Annotated in this window: 20 protein-coding genes and 1 pseudogene; 6 read left to right on the forward strand and 15 right to left on the reverse strand. The window is 29.8% G+C overall.

The genetic code is table 11. From position 1 onward, the window contains the following. Positions 1-2: 2 nt before the first annotated feature. Positions 3-920 (reverse strand): 16S rRNA (cytosine(1402)-N(4))-methyltransferase RsmH, encoded by a 918-nt coding sequence (rsmH, locus tag CAMP18498_RS03765; RefSeq protein WP_337197654.1) that lies wholly within the window; start codon positions 918-920, stop codon positions 3-5. A 59-nt stretch (positions 921-979) separates the two neighbouring features. Here rsmH and CAMP18498_RS03770 point away from each other — a divergent pair, with 59 nt between their 5' ends. The 5 genes from CAMP18498_RS03770 to CAMP18498_RS03790 all read left to right on the forward strand — a co-directional run bounded on the left by CAMP18498_RS03770 (position 980) and on the right by CAMP18498_RS03790 (position 6999). Next, complete coding sequence (locus CAMP18498_RS03770; RefSeq protein ID WP_337197655.1) at positions 980-1558, forward strand: class II aldolase and adducin N-terminal domain-containing protein; 579 nt, start codon at positions 980-982, stop codon at positions 1556-1558. 82 nt (positions 1559-1640) lie between these two features. After that, the gene (locus tag CAMP18498_RS03775) at positions 1641-3119 is read left to right on the forward strand and encodes a peptidylprolyl isomerase (RefSeq protein ID WP_337197656.1); all 1479 of its coding nucleotides are present in this window, start codon (positions 1641-1643) and stop codon (positions 3117-3119) included. Further along, the gene (gene ftsA / locus CAMP18498_RS03780) at positions 3116-4495 is read left to right on the forward strand and encodes a cell division protein FtsA (RefSeq protein ID WP_337197657.1); all 1380 of its coding nucleotides are present in this window, start codon (positions 3116-3118) and stop codon (positions 4493-4495) included. The genes CAMP18498_RS03775 and ftsA overlap by 4 nt, the downstream gene beginning before the upstream one ends. A gap of 11 nt (positions 4496-4506) precedes the next feature. After that, positions 4507-5613, forward strand: a complete 1107-nt coding sequence (ftsZ, locus tag CAMP18498_RS03785) for a cell division protein FtsZ (protein WP_263694271.1) — start codon at positions 4507-4509, stop codon at positions 5611-5613. 21 nt (positions 5614-5634) lie between these two features. Next, the gene (locus CAMP18498_RS03790; RefSeq protein WP_337197658.1) at positions 5635-6999 is read left to right on the forward strand and encodes a nicotinate phosphoribosyltransferase; all 1365 of its coding nucleotides are present in this window, start codon (positions 5635-5637) and stop codon (positions 6997-6999) included. Here CAMP18498_RS03790 and ispG read toward each other — a convergent pair. The 6 genes and pseudogenes from ispG to CAMP18498_RS03820 all read right to left on the reverse strand — a co-directional run bounded on the left by ispG (position 6996) and on the right by CAMP18498_RS03820 (position 12503). Further along, entirely contained in the window at positions 6996-8060 is a 1065-nt protein-coding gene (gene ispG / locus CAMP18498_RS03795) for a flavodoxin-dependent (E)-4-hydroxy-3-methylbut-2-enyl-diphosphate synthase (RefSeq protein WP_442867708.1), read from the reverse strand. The two genes, CAMP18498_RS03790 and ispG, sit on opposite strands and share 4 nt — an antisense overlap. A 55-nt stretch (positions 8061-8115) precedes the next feature. Next, positions 8116-9609, reverse strand: a pseudogene (locus tag CAMP18498_RS03800) (C69 family dipeptidase). 122 nt (positions 9610-9731) lie between these two features. Further along, positions 9732-11576 (reverse strand): primosomal protein N', encoded by a 1845-nt coding sequence (locus tag CAMP18498_RS03805; RefSeq protein ID WP_337197659.1) that lies wholly within the window; start codon positions 11574-11576, stop codon positions 9732-9734. Continuing rightward, a complete protein-coding gene (locus tag CAMP18498_RS03810) occupies positions 11573-12043 on the reverse strand; it encodes a type II secretion system protein (protein ID WP_337197660.1) in 471 nt (156 codons plus the stop codon). The genes CAMP18498_RS03805 and CAMP18498_RS03810 overlap by 4 nt, the downstream gene beginning before the upstream one ends. Beyond that, positions 12044-12283: a hypothetical protein gene (locus CAMP18498_RS03815; RefSeq protein WP_012661889.1), complete on the reverse strand. Its 240-nt coding sequence runs from the start codon at positions 12281-12283 to the stop codon at positions 12044-12046. It abuts the gene before it with no gap. Beyond that, positions 12270-12503, reverse strand: coding sequence for a hypothetical protein (locus tag CAMP18498_RS03820; protein WP_012661890.1), 234 nt, complete (start codon positions 12501-12503; stop codon positions 12270-12272). Before CAMP18498_RS03820 ends, CAMP18498_RS03815 begins: the two co-directional genes overlap by 14 nt. A 155-nt stretch (positions 12504-12658) precedes the next feature. Here CAMP18498_RS03820 and uvrB point away from each other — a divergent pair, with 155 nt between their 5' ends. Further along, entirely contained in the window at positions 12659-14632 is a 1974-nt protein-coding gene (gene uvrB / locus CAMP18498_RS03825) for an excinuclease ABC subunit UvrB (RefSeq protein WP_337197661.1), read from the forward strand. Between the two features lie 17 nt (positions 14633-14649). Here uvrB and efp read toward each other — a convergent pair whose 3' ends face one another. From efp to pheS, 8 genes are read right to left on the reverse strand one after another with little or no spacing between them, the layout of a single operon-like run. Beyond that, entirely contained in the window at positions 14650-15219 is a 570-nt protein-coding gene (efp, locus tag CAMP18498_RS03830; protein WP_337197662.1) for an elongation factor P, read from the reverse strand. Between the two features lie 60 nt (positions 15220-15279). Continuing rightward, positions 15280-16860, reverse strand: a complete 1581-nt coding sequence (gene serA, locus CAMP18498_RS03835; protein WP_337197663.1) for a phosphoglycerate dehydrogenase — start codon at positions 16858-16860, stop codon at positions 15280-15282. Beyond that, positions 16857-17336, reverse strand: coding sequence for a hypothetical protein (locus CAMP18498_RS03840; protein ID WP_337197664.1), 480 nt, complete (start codon positions 17334-17336; stop codon positions 16857-16859). Before CAMP18498_RS03840 ends, serA begins: the two co-directional genes overlap by 4 nt. 6 nt (positions 17337-17342) lie before the next feature. Beyond that, the gene (locus CAMP18498_RS03845; protein ID WP_337197665.1) at positions 17343-19010 is read right to left on the reverse strand and encodes a 30S ribosomal protein S1; all 1668 of its coding nucleotides are present in this window, start codon (positions 19008-19010) and stop codon (positions 17343-17345) included. 55 nt (positions 19011-19065) lie between these two features. Next, a complete protein-coding gene (locus CAMP18498_RS03850) occupies positions 19066-19902 on the reverse strand; it encodes a 4-hydroxy-3-methylbut-2-enyl diphosphate reductase (protein ID WP_337197666.1) in 837 nt (278 codons plus the stop codon). After that, the gene (aroA, locus tag CAMP18498_RS03855; RefSeq protein WP_337197667.1) at positions 19892-21178 is read right to left on the reverse strand and encodes a 3-phosphoshikimate 1-carboxyvinyltransferase; all 1287 of its coding nucleotides are present in this window, start codon (positions 21176-21178) and stop codon (positions 19892-19894) included. The genes CAMP18498_RS03850 and aroA overlap by 11 nt, the downstream gene beginning before the upstream one ends. Beyond that, positions 21175-23505 (reverse strand): phenylalanine--tRNA ligase subunit beta, encoded by a 2331-nt coding sequence (gene pheT, locus CAMP18498_RS03860; protein ID WP_337197668.1) that lies wholly within the window; start codon positions 23503-23505, stop codon positions 21175-21177. Before pheT ends, aroA begins: the two co-directional genes overlap by 4 nt. Then, positions 23502-24494 carry a phenylalanine--tRNA ligase subunit alpha gene (gene pheS / locus CAMP18498_RS03865; RefSeq protein WP_337197669.1) on the reverse strand — a complete coding sequence of 331 codons (993 nt, stop codon included), beginning with the start codon at positions 24492-24494 and terminating at the stop codon, positions 23502-23504. Before pheS ends, pheT begins: the two co-directional genes overlap by 4 nt. Positions 24495-24515 lie beyond the last annotated feature (21 nt).

The raw sequence follows: 24515 nt of genomic DNA on the forward strand, positions 1-24515 counted from the left end.
ATTTACCTAAAATAAAAAATTCTCATTTTTGCACAACTTGATCTGCTATTATAGCTTATTTCTTCTTTGGAGGCACTTATAGCTTTTTTACTTAAAATTTTCCCAAGACTATGATTTTTGCCACATTCACATTTTATGGCTCTTTCATCACAAATGCAATCTTTCTCCCATCTTTTAAAAGTATTTTTTACCATCCTATCTTCTAAAGAATGAAAGCTAATAATAGCTAATTTACAATCTTTTAATTTTGCTTTTTCTATATTTTCAAGTAATGATTTTAACTCACCAAGTTCATTGTTTACTTCTATGCGTAAAGCTTGAAATACAAGCAAAGCTAAAGACACATTGCGCCCTTTTAACTTAGCATTTCCTATAATTTGACTTAATTCTTTTGCGCTTACAATCTCTTTTTGATTTCTTGCATTGATAATTTTTTGAGCAAGCATTGAGGCAACCGGCGCTAGATCTCCATAGTCTTTAAAAATTTGCTCCAAAGCTTCCTTGCTGTAAGAATTTACCACTTCTTTAGCGCTTAAAGGATTATTTCGATCCATTCTCATATCTAAAAAATCAGAATTTAGCGAAAAACCTCTATCATTTTTATCAAGCTGTAAAGAAGATACACCGATATCAGCTAAAATTCCTCTTAAGTTTTGAGTTGAAATTTGAGTTAAAATATCTTTAAAACCTATATAGTTAAAACTTATCCTATCTTGAAAATTTTTTAAAAACTCTTTAGAAAAATTTAAAGCTTCTAAATCTTTATCGCAAGCAATTAATCTTAGTTTCTCATGAGCTTGCAATAATGCCTTAGAATGCCCTCCATAACCCAAAGTACAATCTAAAAAATCTCCACTATCAAAATCATCAAAAGCGTCTAAAACTTCTTGTAATAAAACAGGAATATGTGGACTTTGCAAAATAAACCTTTTAATTTTTTTAGTATAATATCTTAGCAAAATTTAAAATAAGGTTTTTAATGAATAAAGAAAATATTATTTCTCAAATTAAAATGCTTTCTACTTCAATGTTTAAAAAAAATTTTTTTGGAATTTGCCATGGTTCAGTTTCAGCAAAACTATCCCAAAGTTCTTTTATTATAAACAAAAATGACACTTTTTTAAATCAGCTAGATGAAAAAAATCTAAGCATTTTAAAATTTGCAAAAGACTATAGTTGGAGTGAAGCTAGCAATGACTCTGAAATCCATAAAAGTATATATGAGAATATACCTGAAGCCAAATTTGTATGTTTTGCTTGTCCAGCTTACACTTTATCAATGAGTTTAAATCATAATTTTATAGCACCTCAGGATTATTTTGGTGAAATTTTTTTAGAAGAAATTCGAGTTTATAACCCTAAAAGTTATGAGGATTGGGTGGATAGATCACAAACTGAAATTTATCGTTATATGCTAGAACAAAAGCAAAATTTTGTTGTTGTGAAAGGATATGGCATATTTGCTTATGGTAGAACAAGTTATGAATTAGGTAAAATTATAGATTTAATTGAAAATTCTTGTAAAATTATCCATTTAGCTGAAACAAATTTATCATAATCTATGTAAAATTAATTTTGTATTAATCACAAATTATCTATAATGTATGGTTTAATTTATTTAATTATGGATTGGGGTAAAAATGCTCACTTGGATGCAGCATCATAAAAAATATTTAGTTGTTACTATTTGGATTAGCGTTATTGCTTTTGTTGGAGCAGGCTTTGTTGGTTGGGGGAGTTATGATTTTAACACCGATAGATCAAATTCTGTTGCAAAAGTAGGCGATGAAAAAATCAGTTATGATGAGTTTAATCTCAAATATTCTCAATTATTTAGCTATTATTCTCAGCTAAATAATGGTAACTACACACAAGAACAGGCACAAAAAGATGGCTTAGATACCCAAGCTATCAATGAACTTATACAAGAAAAACTCCTACTTTCTTATGCTAAAACCTTAGGTTTAAATGTGAGCGAGGAAGAAATTGCTTATAATTTAGCACATCAAAAAATCTTTCATAATACTTCAGGTGTTTTTGATAAAAATTTATACTATAATCTTCTTGCAAGAAACAACTATACACCAAAAACTTATGAAAAAATCATTCATGATGAGTTATTACTTAAAAAAATCAATGCTATTTTAAATTTACAAATCAAACCAAATGAACTTGATATGTTTGGTGCAAGTTTTTTAATGCAAGATAGTTTAAAAGTCCAAGCTATAAAACTTGATAACAAAAATATAACAATTGATGAAAAAGAGTTAAAACAAACTTGGGAAAAAAATAAAGAACTTTATAAAACACAAAAAAGCTACGAACTTGCAACTTATTTTTTAAACCCTGATATAATCAAAGTTGAAGATAAAGAAATTCAAGCTTACTATGAAGAAAATAAAAATGATTATAAAGATTTTGCGGGGAAAATTCTAAGCTTAGAACAAAGCAAAGACAAAGTTATAAAGGATTTAAAGCTTTCAAAACTTAAACTTAAAGCTAACGAAAGCTATGTGGCTTTGAGAAAAAATGAGCTTAATTTTGATAAAAATATCACAATCAGCGATGCTGATATTTATTATCCTTTAGAAAATATACAAAAAGCTAAAGAAAATGATTTTATTAAGCCTTTTAAATTTGAAAATGGCTATATGGTTGCAAAAGTTATAAAAATAAATCCTATACAAACTATGACTTTTGAGCAAGCTAAAAATGAAGTAAGTAAACTTTACATTAAAGAAAAAAACAAAGCCTTATTGGAAGAAAAAGCAAAACTTGCCCTAGATAATTTCCAAGGCATAGATATAGGAACTTATAGTCGCGACTCAGCTAAAAATACAAAAGTAGGTGATATGATGAATGATACTGAATTTAGCGAGTTTTTAATGCATGTATTTGACTCAAACAAAGCTAAATCTTATGTATTGTTTGATGATAAAGCAATTGTTTATGAAATCACAAAGCAAACTTTAGAAAATAAAAATAAAGAAGAAATTTATAAATTTATCATAGAGCAAAGTGCTAAACAAACCAAGCAAGCTTTACTTAAGGAAGAATTATTAAAAAAACTTATAGAATTATATCCAATTCAACGCTATTATAAAGGAAATACAAATTGAATATTTTAGGAATTGATTTAGGCTCAATACAAACTTGTGCTATTTTGGCACAAAAAAGCGAAGAAGGACTCAAAATCATTGGTTTTGGAAAATCAAAATCAAATGGTATAAAAAAAGGAGCAATTACCAATATAGAACTTGCTTCAAAATCTATAGAAGAGGCAGTAGCTGATGCACAAATGATGTCAGGTGTGCATTATGATAAGGTAATTGTATCTATTTCAGGTGCTTATGCAAAAAGCGTAGATAGCATAGGTGTAGTCAATATACCAAATCATGAAATAGGTATTAAAGAAATTCACAGAGCAGTAAGCACAGCAAAACATACTGCAAATATACCTAGTGGATATGAAATCATTCATGTATTGCCTTATAATTTCAAAGTAAATGATCTTGAACATGTAGAAGATCCTTTAGGAATGAGCGGAAATCGCCTTGAAGTTTCAACACATATTGTAATCTCACAAGAAGTGCATATTAAAAATCTAAAAAAAGCAGTTGAGCTTGCTGATCTTAGAGTAGACAATATCGTTCTTTCAGGATATGCTTCTTCTATTGCATGTTTTGATGATAGTGAAAAAGAATTAGGTGCTATTTTAATCGATATGGGTGGAGCAGTTTGTGATATGGTCATTCATGCGGGCAATTCTATACGATATAATGAATGCTTACAAATTGGCTCAGTAAATATCACTAATGATTTATCCATAGCTTTGCATACTCCGCCAAAAGAAGCGGAAAAATTAAAATTAAATTATGCGTCTTTAGCACAAAATGAAAACTCTATCATACAAATTCCATATATGGGTGATGAAAAAAGAAAAAACGAAGTTTCGGTAGAAGTTATATCTAATGTAATTTATGCAAGAATTGAAGAAACTATTATTATTTTAGCTAAAATGCTAAGTGACAATGCTTGTGCAAATCAAGCAGGAGCAGGTATAGTATTAACAGGTGGAATGACAAAATTTACAGGACTTGACAAACTTGCTTCAGCTTATTTTGATAATAAAGCTGTTAGAATAGCGACCGCAAAAAAAGATACTATGGACGGTTTTAAAGAAATTTTTGAAGATGCAGAAAATAGCTGCGCTATAGGTCTTTGTTTATATGGTGGCGGACATTTTACTCCTTATGAATTAGACTCTAATGAGAAGCTAAGATACAAAGGAGAACCTGAGTTTATCAATAAACAGATTAAACAAAATCTCACCATAGAAGAGCATGAAGAAGAAAATAAAGATTTTGAAGAAATTTTTCAAGATCAAAAAGATTTTGAAGAGGAAAAAGCAGAATTAACAAAAGTTGAAACCAAAAAAGATAAAAAATCAGGTTTTATGCATAAATTTTGGAATAAACTAATAAACCAGTTCTAATAGGAGATACAATGAGCGAATATCTAGTAGAAGAAATGCAACACGCAAAAGGTGCAAAAATAAAAGTCATAGGCTGCGGTGGCGGTGGCGGTAATATGATAGATCATATGGTAAATATGGGCTTGCATGATCTTGATCTTATTTCAGCCAATACTGATGCACAAGCCATAGCTAAATCTTTAGCAAAAACTAGAATTCAACTAGGCGAGAAAAAAACTAAAGGTTTGGGTGCTGGAATGCAACCTGAAATTGGAGCAGAAAGCGCAAGAGAAAGTTTTGAAGAAGTAAAAGCTGCTTTAAGTCAAAGCGATATAGTATTTATTTCAGCAGGACTTGGTGGTGGAACTGGTACAGGTGCAGCTCCTGTTGTAGCACAAGCTGCTAAAGAAGTAGGCGCACTAACTGTTTCAGTTGTAACTATGCCTTTTGCATTTGAAGGAAAACAAAGAAAAAAACTAGCTGAAGCTGGCTTAGCTGAATTAAAAAAAGAAAGTGATTCTATCATTGTAATCCAAAATGAAAAACTTCTTAGCATACTTCCAAAAAAAGCAGGTATAAAAGAAGCATTCAAACTAGTTGATGATATCTTAGCTAGAGCTGTTAGGGGTATGGTTTCTATCCTTTTAGAAGATGGCGATATTAATGTTGACTTTGCTGATGTTAGAACCGTTATGAGCCATAGAGGTTTAGCTTTAATGGGCGTGGGTCATGGAGAAGGCGAAAATGCTATCATGGACGCATTATCAAGTGCTATAGAATCTCCATTATTAGATGGTATGACTATGAAAGGCGTTAAAGGCGTAATTATCCATTATAAAATTGGCCCTGAATGCTCATTGATAGAAATTTCACAAGCTACTCAAAGCATTAGCGATATAGCAGATGAAAATGCAAAAGTAATCTTTGGTGCAACTACTGATGAGAGTATGGGCGATCGCGTTGAAGTTACTATCATTGCTACAGGTTTTGAAGATAAAGCTGAAATAGAAAATGCCAAAGAACAAGAAGAAAATAAAAAAAATAGCTATATGAATTTGCGCAAAGCTAGTGGTGGATTTGATGAGGAAGTAATTTCTCAACTTGATGTTCCTGCTTTCTTGCGTCGCCAAATGGATTAATTTTTTAGTAAAAATCATTATATGAATTCTTCATTATTATGTGATTTTTACGAACTAAGTATGGCTTATGCTTATTTTAAACAAAATATGCATAAGCAAATTGTTTATTTTGAAGTTTTTTTTAGAAAAGCTCCTGATAATGCTTCTTATGCTGTTTTTTGCGGATTAGAACAAATCATAAATCATATTAATCATTTTTCTTTCTCTAAAGATGACATAGATTTTTTGAAAAATACTAAAAAATTTGATGATGAATTTTTAAACCACCTTTCAACTTTAAAATTTAGTGGAGATATATTAAGTGTTAAAGAAGGCGAATGTGTCTTTACTAATACACCTTTAATGATTATCAAAGCACCTGTAATAGAGGCTTTATTATTAGAAACTTTCATACTTTTAACTCTAAATCATCAATGTCTAATTGCTACTAAAGCTAGCAGAATCACTCAAATTGCGAAAGAAAAACTACTTTTGGAATTTGGCTCTCGCAGAGCCCATGGAGAAAGCGCAGCTTTAAATGGAGCTAGAGCTGCTTTTATAGGTGGTTTTCATGCAAGCGCTTGTACTTTAGCTGGAAAAAAATTTAACATTCCTATAAACGGAACCATGTCTCATGCTTGGGTGCAAATGTTTGATGATGAGCTAAGTGCTTTTAGAGCATATTGTCAAATTTATAAAGATAATACAAGTCTTTTGATTGACACTTATGATTATAAAAAAGGTATTGAAAATGCTATTTTGGTTTTTAATGAGTTAAATGCACAAGATTCTATGCAAAATTATTCTATCCGTATTGACTCAGGAGATTTGCTGAAAATCTCTAAATATATTAGAAAAAAACTAGATCTTGCTAATTTAAAAAAATGCAAAATCATAGCTAGTAATGCTTTGGATGAGTTTTTCATAGAGAAATTACTAAAAAACGAAGCTCCAATCGATGCTTTTGGTATTGGAGAAAAGCTTATTACTTCAGCAAGTTCGCCTATTTTTGGAGCTGTTTATAAGCTTGTTGCATTAGAAAAAAACCATCAAATCATCCCTAAAATAAAAATCAGTGCAAGCTCAAGCAAAACAACCTTGCCACATTTTAAAAAACTTATAAGGTATTATAAAGAAAATAAAGCAAGTTTTGATATCTTATATGCACATGATGAAAGTATTAAAAATTATCAAGGTTATACATATAAAAATTTACATGAGCTTATTTTTAAAGATGGAAAATTAATCTATGAGCTTCCTAACTTGAAAAATATTCAAGAGTATCATAAAAAAAGTGTTGATAGTTTGGATTTTAAACTAAAAAAACTTCAAAATCCAAGTATTTACAAAGTAAAAATTTCTAAAAAATTACAAAATATGCAAAAAACTTACTTAGAAAAAAATTAATCTTTTTCTCTAAGTTTTACCTCATCTTCTACTTCAAGTAAAAATCTATCCACAAGCTCATCTTCTTTTAATTTTGCCACCACTTCACCATGTCTTATAACTAAACCTTGATTTTTTCCAAAAGCAATTGCCACATCAGCACCCTTAGCCTCACCCAAAGCATTTACAACACAACCCATAACACTTATATTTAATGGTTCTTTTATATGCTTAGTTTTTTCTTCTACTATTTTAATCGCCTTAATCAAATCACTTTGAATTCTTCCACAAGTTGGACATGAGATGATATTAACCCCGCTTTTTTGTACTCCACTATCTTGCAAAATAGCCCTTGCTACCTTAATCTCTTCTTCAAGTTCCCCTGTCATAGAAACTCTCATTGTATCGCCTATACCTTTTAAAAGCAAATTTCCCAAGGCAATCGAGCTTTTAACCGTACTATGAAATTTAGTCCCTGCCTCAGTAACCCCTAAATGAAACGGATAATCACAAAGTGGTCTTAGAGCTTCATAAGCTTTTATGGTGTTTTGCACATCTGAAGTTTTCATAGAAATTTTAATATCAAAAAAGTCTAAATCTTCCAGTAATTTTATATTATATAAAGCACTCTCAAGCATAGCTTCTATATTATAACCATATTTATCGCTAAATTGCTTTTCTATAGAGCCATGATTTATCCCTATTCTAATAGGAATTTTTCTTTGTTTACAAGCTTGCACCACTTCTTTGATATTTTCTTTTGATCCTATATTTCCTGGATTAATTCTCACCCCATCGATAAATTCAGCACAAAAGACTGCTAGCTTGTGATTAAAATGTATATCCACTATTAAAGGCAAGGGGCTTTTTGCTTTGATTTCTTTTAAAGCTCTTGCATCTGCCATATCCAAACAGGCCAAACGCACTATATTTGCACCGGCAAAATAAAGTCTATTAAGCTGCTCTAAACAACCTTCAATATCTCTTGTTTTAGTAAAAAGCATAGATTGTACTGAAATAGGAGCATCACCACCTATTAAAACATCACCTACTTTTATTTGTCTTGTTTTGTATCTTGTCATTAAAATCACTCAAAAATATTTTTAGAGTATTATAGCCCAAAAATGGGCTATATCATTAATCTTTTTTATTTTTATTAAGAGATTTATATTTTACATCTGTATCTCTTGTTAAAAGGGTAAAAATTTGATTTGTTAAATCTTGAGTAAGTTTTTTAGCTTCCATTTGATTTTGTAATGAAAAATCAACTAAAATTTGCTTTGCTTTATTCTTATCTTTTTTATAAAGACTTAAATATTCTTTTTCCATAACTTCTTGTTTTAAAGATGTGTCTTTTTCAAATTTAGCATAAGCATTTTTTACAATAGGAGCATATTTATTATAATCGCTCATTACAAGAATTTGCAGCTTACGATAAATCCAATAAATTGATTCATCATCAGCTTCATTTGTTCCTTGTTGATAGCCTGCAATAAACTCATCATTACCAAAATAATATGGCAAATACACACTCAAATCAGCCATTCCTATTGCAACATAATTTAACCTACCTATTTCTTTAGGAAGCCATGGTCTAACTTGCATGATGTGAGATTCATAAGTTCTAAACACACTCACAACACGGTAAATGTTTTCATTTTCATTGAAATTTGTATATGGATCATATTTTGTTCCATCATAGTGTGATCTTAAAGCTTTTTTTACATCATCCACACTAAGTTTTTGCTCAGGTTGCAAAAACACATTAAAATTAGCGCCATTTTTTACACCTTGTTTTAAAGATGGATTAAACATTTTTTGTATCCACCAAACTCTAGGATAATTATAAGTTAAATCTCTATCATCATTTCTTGTATAAACTTTAAAAAAATCAAAATCCTTATCCACTTTAGGATTATACACTTTATGAGTTATAGCAAAATTTATTAAGTTCTTGGAATACAAAGTGTTTTCATCATTAATTTTAAGCTATTTTAATCTACCTTGATTTGCACTAACAAAATACGAATTATTAGGAATTTTTACAGCTATCCACTGATGTGCTGTGGCACTTTCTAAATACCAAATTTCTTTAGAATCTACAAAAGCCACTCCAAAACCCTCAGCAGCTCCTTGTTTTTCTATAATATCACCCAATAATAAAACACCTTCTTTTGCACTTTTAATTCTTGGAAGCAAAACATCCAAAATATCATCTTCAATAATACCATTTTTTTCATTATAAGGATCAAATTTTAAAAGTTCATCTTTTGCATAAATTGATTCAGTAGCACTTATCCCAACACCCTTTTCATTAAAACCAGTAGCACCATGTAATTTACTTTGCCAATTAGCTATGGTACTATATTGAAAAGATTTAGCAGGCAAAGGGTAAGTAAAATCATTCATTCCTTGATGTGCTTTAGTGCTATAAATACCTTTTTGATTTTCAACTCTTGGGTGGATTAGAAAAACTTGTGCTTTATCTGCCTTACTATCAGCACTTCTTGCAACCAACATAGAGCCATCTTTACTTGCTTCATTTGGTACTAAAATAGTAGTGCAAGCTAAAGCATTATTAAACAAAGCACCAAAAAGTACGCAACTTGTAAGAAAACTAAACTTTTTCATTTTCTCTCCTTTTTAAATTTAAGAAATTAAAAAAGTATATTCTTATCAAAATAAATTTAAAATTAAAAATAAAATATTGTTTTTATTATAAAATAATAATTATTTATAAATAAATATATTTTTTAAGAAAAATCAACTGGATCTATATCACAAGTAATATTTTTAAAATTTAAAACAAAATGCTCAAATTTTACAAGTTCTTGATGGGTATTGGCACGTAACAATACATAAAAACGCCATTTCTTATTTAGCATTTCAATGCCACAAGCACCATGTCCTACTAATTGCACTTGTTTTAATTCTTGAACTTTATTAGCTATAAATTCACACAAATTTAAAGCTTTGTTTTTATCCTCATCTTCAATAATTAACCTTAAAAGTCTTTTAAATGGAGGGTAAAGCCCGCTTCTAGCATTTAATTCATCTTTTAAAAAACTATCATAATCTTGTATATATTTTTCAAAAAAAGATCTATTCTTAGTTTGTAAAAGCACCCTACCCTCGCCCTTTCGACCTGCACGACCTGCTACTTGCATAGCAAGAGCCAAAGTCTCTTCCAAAGCTTTAAAATTAGGCCTAAATAAGTACTCATCAAGCCCCAAAATCACACTTAAATCCACGTTGTGATAATCATGTCCTTTAGCAAGCATGGAAGTACCTACTAAAATATCAATTTTTTCTTGATTAAAATCTTTTAAAATCATATCAAGCTTTTTTAGACTGCTAATCTCATCACTATCAAATCTTTTTATAATAGGATTAAACTCAGCTAATTCTTTTTCTAAAAGCTCACAAAGCTCTGCTGTACCCATTTTTTTAGCTTCAAGCATAACTCCATTGCAAGTTGGGCAGGTTTGATCGATTTCTTTAGTGAAATTACAATAATGGCATTTTAATGCATTTTTATTTTTATGCAAACTCAAAGCAATAGAACAAAAAGGGCATTTAATAGTATTAGCGCATTCTTTGCATAAAATTTGTCTAAAATTTGCCCTTGTAGGCAAAAATACCACGGCTTGCTTTTTATTTCTTAAGCTAATTTTTAATTCTAAAAGTAATTTTGACGAAACACTAAGCTCACTCTCATCGTATAAAAACTGCTTTTTACTTTCAAAGAAAGTTCCTTTAAGCCTAAAACAAGGATGTTTATAAAAACTTACAACACTTGGAGTAGCAGAACCTAAAAGAACTTTTATATGCATTTTTTTTGCTATAAATAAAGCCAAATCTCTTGCATTGATTTTTGGATTATTAGAAGCTTTATAAGAATTATCATGCTCCTCATCAATAACAATCAAACCTAAATTCTTAAAAGGCAAAAACAAAGCCGACCTAGCTCCCACCACTAAAAGAGCTTTTGAATTTGCTAAATCTTGCAAACATTCTTGCTTTTTTTTCTTAGTAATTTTAGAATGCCACAAGAAAAAATGCTCGCCAAAATATACTTTTAATCTTTTTTGCATTTGCGGAGTTAGAGCGATTTCTGGCATTAAAAGCAAAACTTGCTTTCCTTGCTCTAGATATTCTTTTATCAGGCTAATATAAATTTCAGTTTTGCCACTTCCTGTATCACCAAATAGCAAACTAGTTTGTTTGGTTTTTATAAATCCCAAAGCCTCTTGTTGGTTTTTACTTAAGCTAGGTGCTTTTTTTATATGAATTTTTTCATTTTTATACTCTTTAATGCTTTCAAACATACCCAAAACAAAAGCTATTTTACTAGCATAATAATAAGCAATAAATTGAGCAAGTTCGTATTGGTATTGCGTTAGTTTAAAACCTGTTTTTTCCTTTATAGCTTGGGTTTTAAAATCAGGCTTTGAACATTTTTGTAAAATTATAGCTTTAAGATTTTTTTTCCTTACAAGATCAACTATTACCTCATCTAAAATTTCAAATTCTTCTTCACTCTCATAAGTTAAGGTATCTAAATAATATCCTTTAATAGCAAGTTGATAAAAATTCAAAACCCATAATCCTTACAATTTAGACTCACACATTCTAAAAAAACCTTTTCACTATTATAAGAAAAATCTATGTAACTTTTAGTATTTATGAAAAATCTATATTGAGTATTTGCTATTTTCATCCACGATTTTTTAGATGAAATGATTGGTTTTTCTAAAACACTATAGGTACATTGTTTTATATTTTTATGATTTTGAGAATTAGAACATATAAATAATTTTTGATTTTCACTATTTATCAAAGCTTCATCTAAAATTGTTGGAAAATCCTTATTTTCTTTAAATAAAAACTGATTTCTAAGTAAAGATAAAGAAGCATTGATAAGCTCTACCTCGCTTTTTACTTGAATGAGTTTAGCATCATTTTTTCCAAAAGAAAAATACGGATAAGCAATTACGCTAAGAATAGCAATAATCATCATACAAAAAACAAGCTCTATCAAAGTAAAAGCTTTTTTTATTTGCATTTATTTTATTTCTTCATCGATAGTATTGATAAGTTTATTGAGTTCTTTTTTTAAGATATAGTTTTCGTAGCTAAGTTTTACAAAAGCATTAATGAAATTTGCAAGCTCTATCTTACCTGTACCTCCAGAAATTAAAGCAATTTCATCTTCAAGATGATTTGCAAATTCATTACTACATGTTACAACAAAATCTTTTGCATAGACATTAATTGTAACTTTTCTTTGGTTATTGTTTGCCAAGAACTGCCTCTATTTTTTTGATCACATCTTCGCTTTCAATATTTTTATTTTTAAGCTCTTCTTCTAAACGCGCGATTTGATTATTTTTAGCTTCATTTTGTGCTTTTACACTTACTAATTCATTTCTTAGATTTTCATTTATTTCACATACTTCATTATATTTAGCCAAAAGCTCATTTACTTTATCTGTCATTGTGTTGATTATTCTTTCATCATACATATTTTCTTGCCTTTATTGATTTTATATTTTAGAGTATTTTAAACACATAATTGTAACAAAAAAAAATTTAATTTTGCATAGCTTTTTGTTTTAAAATTTAAATTTTTACAAAAAATTTTGTGTAAAATTAGCAAAAATACAAGTTAGGAAAATTTATGTTTGAACTTACTAGTGATTTTAAGCCAAGTCCTGATCAAAAACAAGCCATTAATGGTATAGTAAAAAGCATTAAAGCAGGCAATAAATACCAAACCTTGCTAGGTGTTACAGGCAGTGGAAAAACTTTCACTATGGCAAATATCATTAAAAACTTAAACATGCCTACTCTTATCATGAGTCACAACAAAAGCTTATGCGCGCAACTTTATAGTGAATTTAAAGGCTTTTTTGCAAATAATCACGTGGAGTATTTTATAAGCTATTATGATTATTATCAACCAGAAGCTTATATACCAAGAACGGATGTTTTTATAGAAAAAGATAGTTCTACTAATGAAGATTTAGAAAGATTAAGACTTAGTGCAAGTGCTTCGCTTTTAAGTTATGATGATGTTATTTGTATAGCTAGTGTTTCTGCAAATTATGGTTTGGGAAATCCAAGTGAGTATGTAGGTATGGTTTTGATTTTAGAACTTAGTATGCAAATTTCACAAAAAGAACTTTTAAAAAAACTTGTAGATATGGGCTATAAACGCAATGATAATTTCTTTGATAGGGCTGATTTTAGAGTAAATGGAGATATAGTAGATATATACCCGGCTTATTATGAGGACAAAGCTATTAGGCTTGAGTTTTTTGGCGATGAGCTTGAGGCGATGTATCATTATAATGTCTTAGAAAATAAAAAAGGTAAAGATTTAAAAAAATTCATACTTTACCCAACCAGTCAATTTAGTGTAGGTGAGGCTAGACTTAAAGAGGCTATAAAAGGTATAAAAGCTGAATTAAATGAACGCCTTGCTTATTTTGAAAATGAAAATAAACTCGTAGAAGCACAAAGGCTAAAACAAAGAGTAGAATTTGACCTTGAAATGCTTCAAAGCACTGGCATGTGCAAAGGAGTTGAAAATTACGCCTTGCATTTAACAGGACTTAAAAGTGGCGATACACCTTATACGCTTTTTGATTATTTTGCCATTAAAAACCAAGATTTTTTAGTCATTGTAGATGAATCTCATGTATCTTTACCGCAATTTCGTGTGATGTTTGCAGGGGATAGAAGCAGAAAGCAAACTTTGGTTGATTATGGTTTTCGTTTGCCAAGTGCTTTAGATAATAGACCTTTGATGTTTGATGAATTTATTAATAAAAATTGTAAATTTTTATTTGTTTCAGCTACACCTGCACCTTTAGAACTAGAATTAAGCAAAGAAAATATTTTTTATCAAATCATGCGTCCAACAGGACTTTTAGATCCTAAAATAGAAATCAAAGATAGTGAAAATCAAGTAGAAATTTTATACGATGAAGCTAAAAAAGTTATAGAACGTAATGAAAGAGTTTTAATCACTGTTTTAACTAAAAAAATGGCTGAAGAGCTTAGTAAATACTACTTAGAACTTGGCTTAAAAGTAAAATACATGCATTCAGAAATTGACGCAATAGAGCGTAATGAAATCATCCGTGGTTTAAGAAGTGGTGCTTTTGATATTTTAATCGGGATTAATCTTTTAAGAGAAGGACTTGATTTACCTGAAGTTTCTCTTATAGCTATTATGGATGCAGATAAAGAAGGCTTTCTAAGAAGCACCACTGCACTCATTCAAACTATGGGACGTGCTGCTAGAAATGTCAATGGAAAAGTATTGCTTTTTGCCAAAAAAGTCACAAAATCCATGCAAGAAGCTATCGATACTACCAATGAAAGAAGGGCTTTACAAGAAGCTTATAATAAAAAACACAACATCACACCAACCTCAGTAAAAAGAAATATAGAAGAAAGTTTAAAACATGAACTTGAGCAAGGAGAAATTTATCGCAAAGGCAAAGAACTTGAAAAAATGCCTGCAAAAGAACGCGCCAAAATAGTAAAAGAATTAAGAAAACAAATGCTAGAAGCGGCTAAAAATCTTGAATTTGAAAAAGCAGCAATGCTTAGAGATGAGATTAATAAATTAAGAACTTTATAATCCCTTAAAATAAGGGATTATTTATTTGCTCTTTCTATATACTCTCCACGCACAGTATCAACACGGATTACTTCTCCTTCTAGTACATGGAAAGGAATTTGCACTACTGCACCTGTTTCTAAAGTAGCTGGTTTTTTATTTGAGCCTTGAGTGTCACCTTTGAAATTTGGTGCTGTTTCGATAATTTTAAGTTCCATTACTTGAGGCACTTCCACACCAATTGCTTTTCCATTGTGGAACAAAACATCCACCATGGTTCCATCAAGCATCCATTTTTTAGCTTCACCCACATCTTCATCGCTAATTGTAACTTGCTCATAAGTTTGAGTATCCATAAATTGACAATTTTCACCATCATCATATAGATATTGCATTTGTTTTTCTTCTAAATTTGGAGATTCACATTTATCTCCTGCATGGAAAGTTTTTTCTAAAACCTTACCATCGATAAAAGATTTAATTTTAATACGCACAAAAGCAGGGCCTTTTCCTGGTTTTACATGTTGATATTCTACGATTTTAAAAGGAATACCATCAATTTCTATTTTTAAACCTTTTTTTAAATCTCCCATTCCATAAGAAGCCATATATTTTCCTTAATTTTAAAATTAAAAAATAATTGTAACAATTAAGGCTTATAAAAAGCCTTAAATTTCTGCATATTCTGCAAAAATACAAGCATCAATAGCTCTTAATTCTTCAAGCAAAGCTTTTGAAATTTTTGCATCAAGCAAAATCACAGCTAAAGCTTTTCCAAAGCCATTTCTACCAAGTCTAAAATCAGCTATATTAACATTATTTTTAGCTAAAATTCCGCTAACATTAGCAATAACTCCTGGTATGTCATTGTTATTTAAAATTATCATTTTCCCTTTTGGTTTAAAATCTACATCAAAACCATTTAACTCTACTATCCTTTGTTCATTTTCACTAAAAATAGTCCCTGAGATAGAAAGGCTAGAATTATCTGTAATTACCTTTATGGTGATTTTATTACTATAGCCACTACTTGGTAAAATACAAGAAGAAAGTTCCACGCCCTTATCTTTAGCTACAAAATGTGCGTTAATATAATTAATATTTTCACCTAAAATTCCTCTTAAAACACTCACTGTTGCAAAAGTTAGCAAAGACTTATTATATTCACTAATTTGTCCTTCACTTTCAAGTTTAATAGCCTTAATAGGAGTTTTATCAAGCTGAGCAGCCAAAAAGCCCATTTTTGAAATAAGCTCAATATAAGGTGCTACAAAACTTGGCAAATCTTCAGTTTTAATTGGTAAATTTAAAGCATTAGGATAAGAAATTCCTCTTGCAGCATTTAAAGCTTGCTCACATGCTTGGATAGCTATATTTTCTTGACTTTCTAAAGTATTTGCGCCAAGATGAGAAGTAACAGAAACATTTTCAAAGTCTAAAAATGGATGATTAGTTGCGGGTTCTTTATTAAATACATCGATACCAAGCCAAGCTATTTTACCACTTTTTAACCCCTCGCACAAAGCATCTTCATTATAAAGACCACCTCTGGCACAATTTATCAATCTTACGCCATCTTTCATTTTAGAAATTTCTTCAAAAGAAATCATATCTGTTGTTTCTTTTGTTTTTGGTGTATGTATGGTAATAAAATCACTTTGAGTTAAAATTGTATCTAAAGAATTCACGCACTCAACACCCAAATCGGTCATTTTAGAAGCTACCACATAAGGATCATAAGCTATAACTTTCATACCAAAAGCTTTTGCGCGTATAGCTACTCTTGAACCTATATTACCAAAACCTATAACCCCTAAAGTTTTGTTCATAAGTTCAACACCATACCACTTTTCTCTCTCCCATCTTCTTTGTATTTTTAAAAAATTATGAGCATTGACAAAAGATCTTGCAGAACATAATAGATGATTCATAGTAAGTTCAACTGCTGCTATAGTATTAGCTGTTGGCACATTCATAACTATAATACCTTTTTTAGAGCATTCATCTATATCAACATTATCAACCCCAACGCCTGCTCTAACTAAAGCTTTTAAATTAGAACATGCATTGATAAATTTTAAATCCACATCTGTTGAACTTCTAGTAATAGCCACATCTACATCACTTAATTTTACTAAAAGCTCATCTTTGGGTAAATGTGCTGCTTCAATAAGTTCTACATCATCAGCTTTTCTTAAAAGCTCCACACCTTTATTTAATATTGCATCACATACAATAATTTTTTTCATAACCAAACCTCCTTTAATTTTGCATTTATGTTGTAAATTTTTAATTTGTCAATCAGTGCGTTTAAAACTTTTTCATTATTTGTATCTAAATAAATTGCCACTTCATCTTTACTTTGCGTTAAAGTGTATTTGATAAAAAAAGAATGCAAGGTTTGCTTTAAACAAAACATAGAATAAACATCATTTTTATTTACATCAAGCATATAAAATTTTTGTTTTGGCTTTACTACAGAATCATCCATATTAAAACTCATATAAAATTCATTCGCTGCTGGAGAAAAATCATTAATTTTAAGATTTGAAAGTTTATCTTGCCAAGTTTGTGGCAATTCTTTTTTTATCTCATCAAAAGAATACTTAACATTTTGTGAGATAGGTAAATTTCCAACATTTACATATCTCACCATAAAAACAAAAGCAACAATCAAAACTAGGCTTAAAAAGCCTAAAATACCATAAAGGGTATATTTTTTCATTTGTTATTATGAAAGTTGATCTTTAATAATATCACCTAAAGTTACTTTATCATTATCATTAATTTCGTTTAACGCTTCTCTTTCTTTCATTCTTGCAAGACTTTTTACGCTTAAACGAATTCTATTTTTCTTTTCATCAATGAAAACAATTAAAGCTTCTATTGTATCGCCTACTTTTAAACTTGAAAAATCAATATTACCTAAATCTTCTTTGTGAATTAGTGCATCAACACCCTCTTCAAGCTCTACAAAAACTCCAAAATCCTTAATATCTCTAATTTTTCCCGAGATAATATCATTTACTTGGTGTTTTTGCGCATAAACTTGCACAGGACTTTTTTGCAATTCTTTAGTACTTAAAGAAATTTTTTGATTTTCTTTATCTAGCTTGATGATTTTAACTTCTACAACATCACCAACTTTATACATATCTTTGCATTTATCGTTTCTATTCCATGAAGCGTCTTCATTATGCAATAAACCCTCTAAGTTTGCAATTTTTATAAAGGCACCAAAATTAGTTACAGAAGTAACACTACCCTTTACCACATCACCTACTTTGTGTGATTTTAAAAACTCATCAAAAGGTTTTGCCAATAAATTTTTTAAAGAAACTCTAAGTCTTCTTTCTTTAGCATTAATCTCAATCACTTCCACATCAAGCTCTTGGCCTTCACTAATATAGTCTTTTGGATTTTTAGCATTTTTATCCCAAGAAATTTCACTTATATGTAAAAATCCTTCTATATCATTTCCCAAATCAACAAAAGCACCATATGGCTCTATATTTGAAACTGTAACCTTAATGGTGTCACCAACCTCCAAACCATCTTTAATTTCATCCCAAGGATCAGGCATAGCAAGTTTGATAGATAAAGAAAGATGTTTTTTATCTTTATCATATTTAATCACTTTTACAGGAACCTTATCACCCTCATTATATAATGAACTAGGATTTACTGGCCCTTTATAAGAAATTTCACTATAGTGAACCAAACCATCAACACCGCCTACATCAACAAACATACCATAGGTAGTGATTTTTTTAACAATACCTTCTATAATTTCTTCTTGATTTAACACATTTGAGATAATCTCTTTGCGTTTTTTTCTTTCTTCATCTACTATTTTTTTTCTAGAAACTACTATGCTTTGAGCTTCTTTATCTATTTTGATGATTTTAACTTTGAAAGTTTTATTGATGATGTTATTTGAATCTTTAAAGCTACTTTGTGATTTTGGCAAGAAAAATTCTACTCCATTTTCATCCACAGCTACAAAACCGCCTCTATTTTTACCAATGATTTTTACATCAAACATACTTTCATCATCTTTATAATTATCAATAAATTTTTTAACTTTTTGCTTTCTTAAAGCTTTTTTATGAGAAAGCAAAGATCTGCCACCGCGAGAACCCACTATAGCAACTTCTAATGTATCGCCTTCTTTGAAGATAAATTCGCCTTTGTCGTTTTGAATTTCTTCTATTGCCAAAATACCTTCTGATTTTTGCCCTACATTTACAAATACTTCATCGCCTTTAATCGCGACAATTATACCCTGTGTAGTTGCCTCCTCATCAGACTTGAAAGATTCCTCAAGCATTTGCTCAAAATCTTCTTCTATGATAATATCCTCTAGTCTGTTTTGAACTTTTTTGTTCACCTCGCTCATCGTGGTCCTTTGTTTTAAATTTTAATTCTTGATTATAGTATTGTTTTCTTTAAACTTAGTTAATTTTGGTATATTCTTTGATTTTTTCCAAAACCAAGTCAATCACCCAATCAGGTGTAGAAGCACCTGCGCTAATACCGCATTTTTCTTTACCGCTAAACCATTCTTTTTGAATTTCTTTTTCATTTTCGATTAAGTAGCTATCCTCGCAGTAATTTTTTGCTATTAAAAAAAGTTGCTTAGTATTAGCTGAATTTTTTCCTCCAACTATTATCATTACATCACTTTTTTTTGCAAGCTCATTGATTGCTTCTTGGTTTTTAAAAGTCGCATCACATATGGTATTAAAAACGCGCACTTCCTTAACCCTAAGCATTAAAAAATTTACAATTTCCATAAATTTTTCTATCTTTTTTGTAGTTTGTGATACCACTGCAATTTTAGAAGGCAATTTAATATCAAATAATTCTTTTTCATCAAGAACCACATAAGCTTTAGTGCTTACATAACTTCTAACCCCTTTAACTTCAGGATGATTTTCATCTCCAAAAATCACAACTTCATAGCCTTCATTGCTCATTTGCTCGCAAATTTTTTGAGGTTTAGTCACAAAAGGACAAGTTGCATCAAAAATTTCTATATCTTTTTGCTTTAATTTTTCCAAATCTTGCTTTGTAATACCATGGGTTCTAATGATAGCTTTTTTTTCTGTGCTTAATTCATTGATATCGTTTAATGTTTTAACATTATAATTTTTCCAAAGTCTTGTGATTTCTTCATTATTATGAATTAAAGAGCCTATGGTGGCTGCATCTTTAATCTGCTCAGCCTTTTTAATAGCTCTTTTTACCCCAAAACAAAATCCATAGCTTTTTGCTAGTTCAATCTCCAAATTTAGCTCCTATTTGCTTTAAAATCTCAATAAAATTTGGAAAAGAAGTTTTAATGCATTCACTATCATCTACTTCCATTCCACATTTTAAACCTAAAATTAAAAAACTCATCGCAATTCTATGATCTCCAAAGCTTTTTATTTTAGCACTTTTAGCTTCGCCACCTTCTACTTCAAAACCATCTTCAAATTCTTTTACATTTATGCCACATTTTTGCAAATTTAATACAATTGATTTGATTCTATCGCTTTCTTTCACACGCAATTCTTTAGCATTTTTTATAATGCTTTTTCCTTTTGCACAAGCAAAAGCTATAGCCAAAGCCGGAATTTCATCAATCAACCATGCGATATTTTCACTCACATTTATTGCCTTTAAAGGTACACTTTCAACATAAATTTCTCCAATACTTTCAAAATCTTCATTAGTAATACTATAAGTGATTTTTGCACCCATTTTTTCTAAAATTTTAAAGGCTTCAATGCGTGTTTTATTTAACAAAACATTTTTTAAAACTGCTTTTGAATGAGGTAAAATACAAGCAGCTAAGGCAAAATAAAAAGCTGATGATGGATCATTTGGTACACATACTTCAAATGCTTTTAATTTTTCTTTTAAAGGATTTATTTTAATAAAAGTTTTATCCTCATTTAAATATTCAATGCAAGCTCCCATTTTATTAAGCATAATTTCACTATGATCTCTTGAAAGCTCAATTTCTTTAAAATAACTTTCTTTTTTAGCAAATAAAGCTGCTAAAATTAAAGCTGATTTTACCTGAGCTGAGGCAATATTACTACTAAAATCAAAACCATCCAACTTAGCTCCTTGTATACAAATAGGTGCTAAATTTGCATTAGCTCTTCCATAAATCTTAGCTCCTAAACTCATCAAAGGCTCACTTACACGTCTCATTGGCCTAGCATTTAAATAGCAATCCCCACTAAGAACAAAAAATTCATCTTCAATAGCGCTTAAAAGACCTATTAAAAGTCTCATAGCTGTACCTGAATTGCCACAATCTAAAACACAATTTGGAGATTTTATATATTTTGGAGCTTTAATGCAAATTAATCCATCAATTTCTTCAACCTCAGCTCCCAAGGCTTGAATGATTGCTAAAGTATGTAAAGTATCTTGTGCTTTTAGATAATTTTTAATTTTGCAAGTTCCTTGGGTAAACAAAGAAAAGATAGCAAAGCGATGAGATATAGACTTATCAGAAGCTATATCTTCAAGCTCTGCTCTAAAAGAGCCAATAGGACTGATTTTCATCGAAGTTTTAAACCATGCTCATCATCTAAAGCTTTGATGATTTTATCAATATATTCAAGGATAATATTATCTTCTAAGGTTTTTTCAAAATCTCTAAATACTAAATTAATAGTCAAGCTATAAAAATCGCCCAAATTCTCATCTGTGTATAAATCTATCACTCTAAAACTTTCTAATCTTTCAATATCTAATTTAGCAATAGTATATTTGATTTTTTCATATTCAAAACCTTTAGGTATAACTATACTTAAATCCCTACTCATAGATGGAAATTTAGAATAAGCTTTAGCAGTTTTAAAGTCTTGTTTTAAGCCTTCTAAATCAAGCTCACAAATATAAGTTTTAACCAGATCTCTTTTATTTTCTATACTTAAATGCACTCTACCTATAAACCCTATACGCTTACCATTTTTATATACATTTGCTTGCTCATATGGGCTTAAAAATGCATATTCTGATTTTTGCAAACTAAACTCACCTATAATGCTTTTTAATTCTGCTAAAAAAGTATAAAAATCTATCAAAACAGGCTTGGCCTTATTTGTAATTTTAGCTTCTTCTTTGTAACCACTAAAGATCATCGCAAATTTAGCACGCTCGTTTGAAAACTCATCAAAAACACTACCACACTCAAAAAGCTTGATTTTCTTTTTTGAATTTCTTAGATTAAAGCTTGCTGCATTTAAAAGATGATTTATCAAAGTACTTCTTAAAGTATTAAGCTCATTGGTGATAGGATTAATAAGCTTATTTTTAATGCATTTAAATCCTAATTGACTTAATTCTTCTTCATTATCTAAAACATAATGCACACTTTCAAAATATCCATTACTACTTGCTTTTAATCTTAAATTTTTAAGCTCTTGATAATCAAAATATACTTGATTTAAGCGATTTTTTTCTTTAAATTCTAAAGCTTTTGATGGGATATTATCAATGCCAATAATTCTTACTATCTCTTCACTAATATCAGCTATATTTGCTATATCACTGCGATGAAGTGGGATTTTGATATTAAATTGCTCATCATTTACTACACTTATTTCAAAGCCTAGTTTTTTAAGAATTTTTACTAAATTATTTTTATCTATAGGCATACCAATGATTTTATCAATCTCTGCACCAAAAATACCAATAATATTTGCTTCATTTTCTTTAAAAACTTGTTGGCTTCCAGAAAAAACACTCATCGCGCTAATTTTTAAGCACTCATTAAATAAATACTCCATTCCCAAAGAAAGCTTAGGCTCACTGCCTCTTAAAGAACGATATATAGTATCATTTTTCTTTTTATAAAAGGCTATTGCATTTGCTATAGTTTGAGGATGAGTATAACTTGCTTCTATAATGATGATTTTACTTTCATCATTGATTTTAAATTTATCTTCTTGCTCTATACCCGCTAAAGCAATCAACTCATCTTTATAATAAATTCCATATTCTCCATGTTCTTGAGTTTTAATTTCTAAAACAATCTTTTCATCAATTTGACATTCTTTGCAAAGCTTATGAAAATCATAAGCACAAAAAATTACCCCACTTGCATGAGTTGCATAAGTTAAAAGATTTTCTATGTTGTTATTTTTATATAACTCAATCAAAGCAAGACGAATTTGTATCGTGATATTTAGCTTAAATTCTTCTTTAATCTCTAATGCTTTATAAGTAAAAAACCCTTCAACATCGCTTTGATTTTTAACACTTAGTATTCTTCCTATACCTACGCTATTTTCGCTTTCTTTTAAAGGATTTAATTCTTTTAAATTTAAATCAAGTGCTGTGCTTAAATCTCTAGCAACACCATATAAACTCAAGCAATCTCCGCGATTTGGAGTAAGTTCTATTTCAATTAATTCATCATTAAAAAGTTCATAATCATTTAAAGCTTTTCCTAAAACTAACTCCCCTATGCTTTCATCTAAAACCATAATACCTTCATTGCTTTTTCCAAAACCAAGCTCACTAGAAGAGCAAATCATACCCATAGATTCAACTCCTCTAAGTTTGGCAGGTTTTATCTCAAGTCCACTTGGAAGCACTGCACCCACTAAAGATACGGCTACAAATTGATCTTTATCAACATTTTTTGCCCCACAAACAATTTGTAAAATTTCGTTCCCAACATCTACCTTACAAATATTCAATTTATCTGAATTTTCATGTTTAACTTTTTCTAAAACCTTACCTATTACAACTTTTTGGGGAGCTTTAACACTTTTGAAACTATCAACCTCTAATCCTATAGAATTTAAAGTATTTACTATAGTTTGCGTTGATATTTCACTTAAATCAATCCATTCATTTAACCAATTTCTACTAATAATCATCTAAATTGCTCCAATAATCTTAAATCACCTTCAAACATAGAACGCAAATCAGGAATTTTATGTAAAAGCATAGCAAAACGCTCTACACCCAAACCAAAAGCATAGCCACTTACATTTTTATAGCCAACAAATTTATAAACATTAGGATCAACAACACCACATCCTAAAACTTCAAGCCATCCCGTTTGCTTACAAACCCTACATCCGCAACCTTTACAAAACACACAAGAAATATCTACCTCAGCAGATGGCTCTGTAAAAGGAAAAAAGCTTGGTCTAAAACGCACTTTTACATCACCAAACATATGTTTTAAAAAATGCTCTAGCATATCTTTTAAATTTGCAAAATTGACTTTATCGCCCTCTTCTACCACAAGTCCTTCTACTTGATGAAACATAGGCGTATGGGTAATATCAAAATCTCTTCTAAAAACTGCACCTGGTGCTATCATTCTAATAGGTGGTTTTTGAGATAGCATAGTTCTAATTTGCACCGGAGAAGTTTGGGATCTAAGCAAGGTTTTATCTTCAAAATAAAAAGTATCTTGCATATCTCTTGCAGGATGATTTTGAGGTAAATTTAATGCTTCAAAATTATGAAAATCATCCTCAATCAAAGGCCCTTTTTCTATGCTGAAATTTAAAGCTGTAAAATATTCTATGATTTTATCCATAGTTTGCATGATTGGGTGTAAAGCACCTGCATTTGAAGTTTCATCAAAAAAGCTAAAATCTTGCACATCTTGTTTCATTTTTTCATTTAAAGCTTTTTCTTCTAATTCTTTTAATTTTATTTGATAAGCTTCATTAAATTCATCTCTTGTTTTATTTAAACCATTAGCGAATTCTTTTTTTTCTTCACCTTGCAAAACTTTTAATTTTGCAAATTCTAAAGTCAAAATACCTTTTTTTCCCAAAACACTTACTTTTATATTTTCAAGTTCTGCTAAAGTATTTGCAGAAGCAATTTTTTCTATCATATCTTGCAATTTTAGCTCCAACTAAATTTT

The organism is Campylobacter sp. W0066.2, assembly GCF_024723515.1.
Lineage (GTDB): Bacteria > Campylobacterota > Campylobacteria > Campylobacterales > Campylobacteraceae > Campylobacter_D.

Coding starts and splice junctions, on each gene's coding strand:
- CAMP18498_RS03845 (WP_337197665.1), bottom strand. CDS start 19,010: ATGAGCGAGGTGAACAAAAAAGTTCAAAACAGACTAGAGGATATTATC.
- ispG (WP_442867708.1), bottom strand. CDS start 8,060: ATGACAAGATACAAAACAAGACAAATAAAAGTAGGTGATGTTTTAATA.
- CAMP18498_RS03820 (WP_012661890.1), bottom strand. CDS start 12,503: ATGTATGATGAAAGAATAATCAACACAATGACAGATAAAGTAAATGAG.
- uvrB (WP_337197661.1), top strand. CDS start 12,659: ATGTTTGAACTTACTAGTGATTTTAAGCCAAGTCCTGATCAAAAACAA.
- serA (WP_337197663.1), bottom strand. CDS start 16,860: ATGAAAAAAATTATTGTATGTGATGCAATATTAAATAAAGGTGTGGAG.
- CAMP18498_RS03790 (WP_337197658.1), top strand. CDS start 5,635: ATGAATTCTTCATTATTATGTGATTTTTACGAACTAAGTATGGCTTAT.
- ftsZ (WP_263694271.1), top strand. CDS start 4,507: ATGAGCGAATATCTAGTAGAAGAAATGCAACACGCAAAAGGTGCAAAA.
- CAMP18498_RS03775 (WP_337197656.1), top strand. CDS start 1,641: ATGCTCACTTGGATGCAGCATCATAAAAAATATTTAGTTGTTACTATT.
- efp (WP_337197662.1), bottom strand. CDS start 15,219: ATGGCTTCTTATGGAATGGGAGATTTAAAAAAAGGTTTAAAAATAGAA.
- aroA (WP_337197667.1), bottom strand. CDS start 21,178: ATGAAAATCAGTCCTATTGGCTCTTTTAGAGCAGAGCTTGAAGATATA.
- pheT (WP_337197668.1), bottom strand. CDS start 23,505: ATGATTATTAGTAGAAATTGGTTAAATGAATGGATTGATTTAAGTGAA.
- CAMP18498_RS03770 (WP_337197655.1), top strand. CDS start 980: ATGAATAAAGAAAATATTATTTCTCAAATTAAAATGCTTTCTACTTCA.
- CAMP18498_RS03810 (WP_337197660.1), bottom strand. CDS start 12,043: ATGCAAATAAAAAAAGCTTTTACTTTGATAGAGCTTGTTTTTTGTATG.
- CAMP18498_RS03840 (WP_337197664.1), bottom strand. CDS start 17,336: ATGAAAAAATATACCCTTTATGGTATTTTAGGCTTTTTAAGCCTAGTT.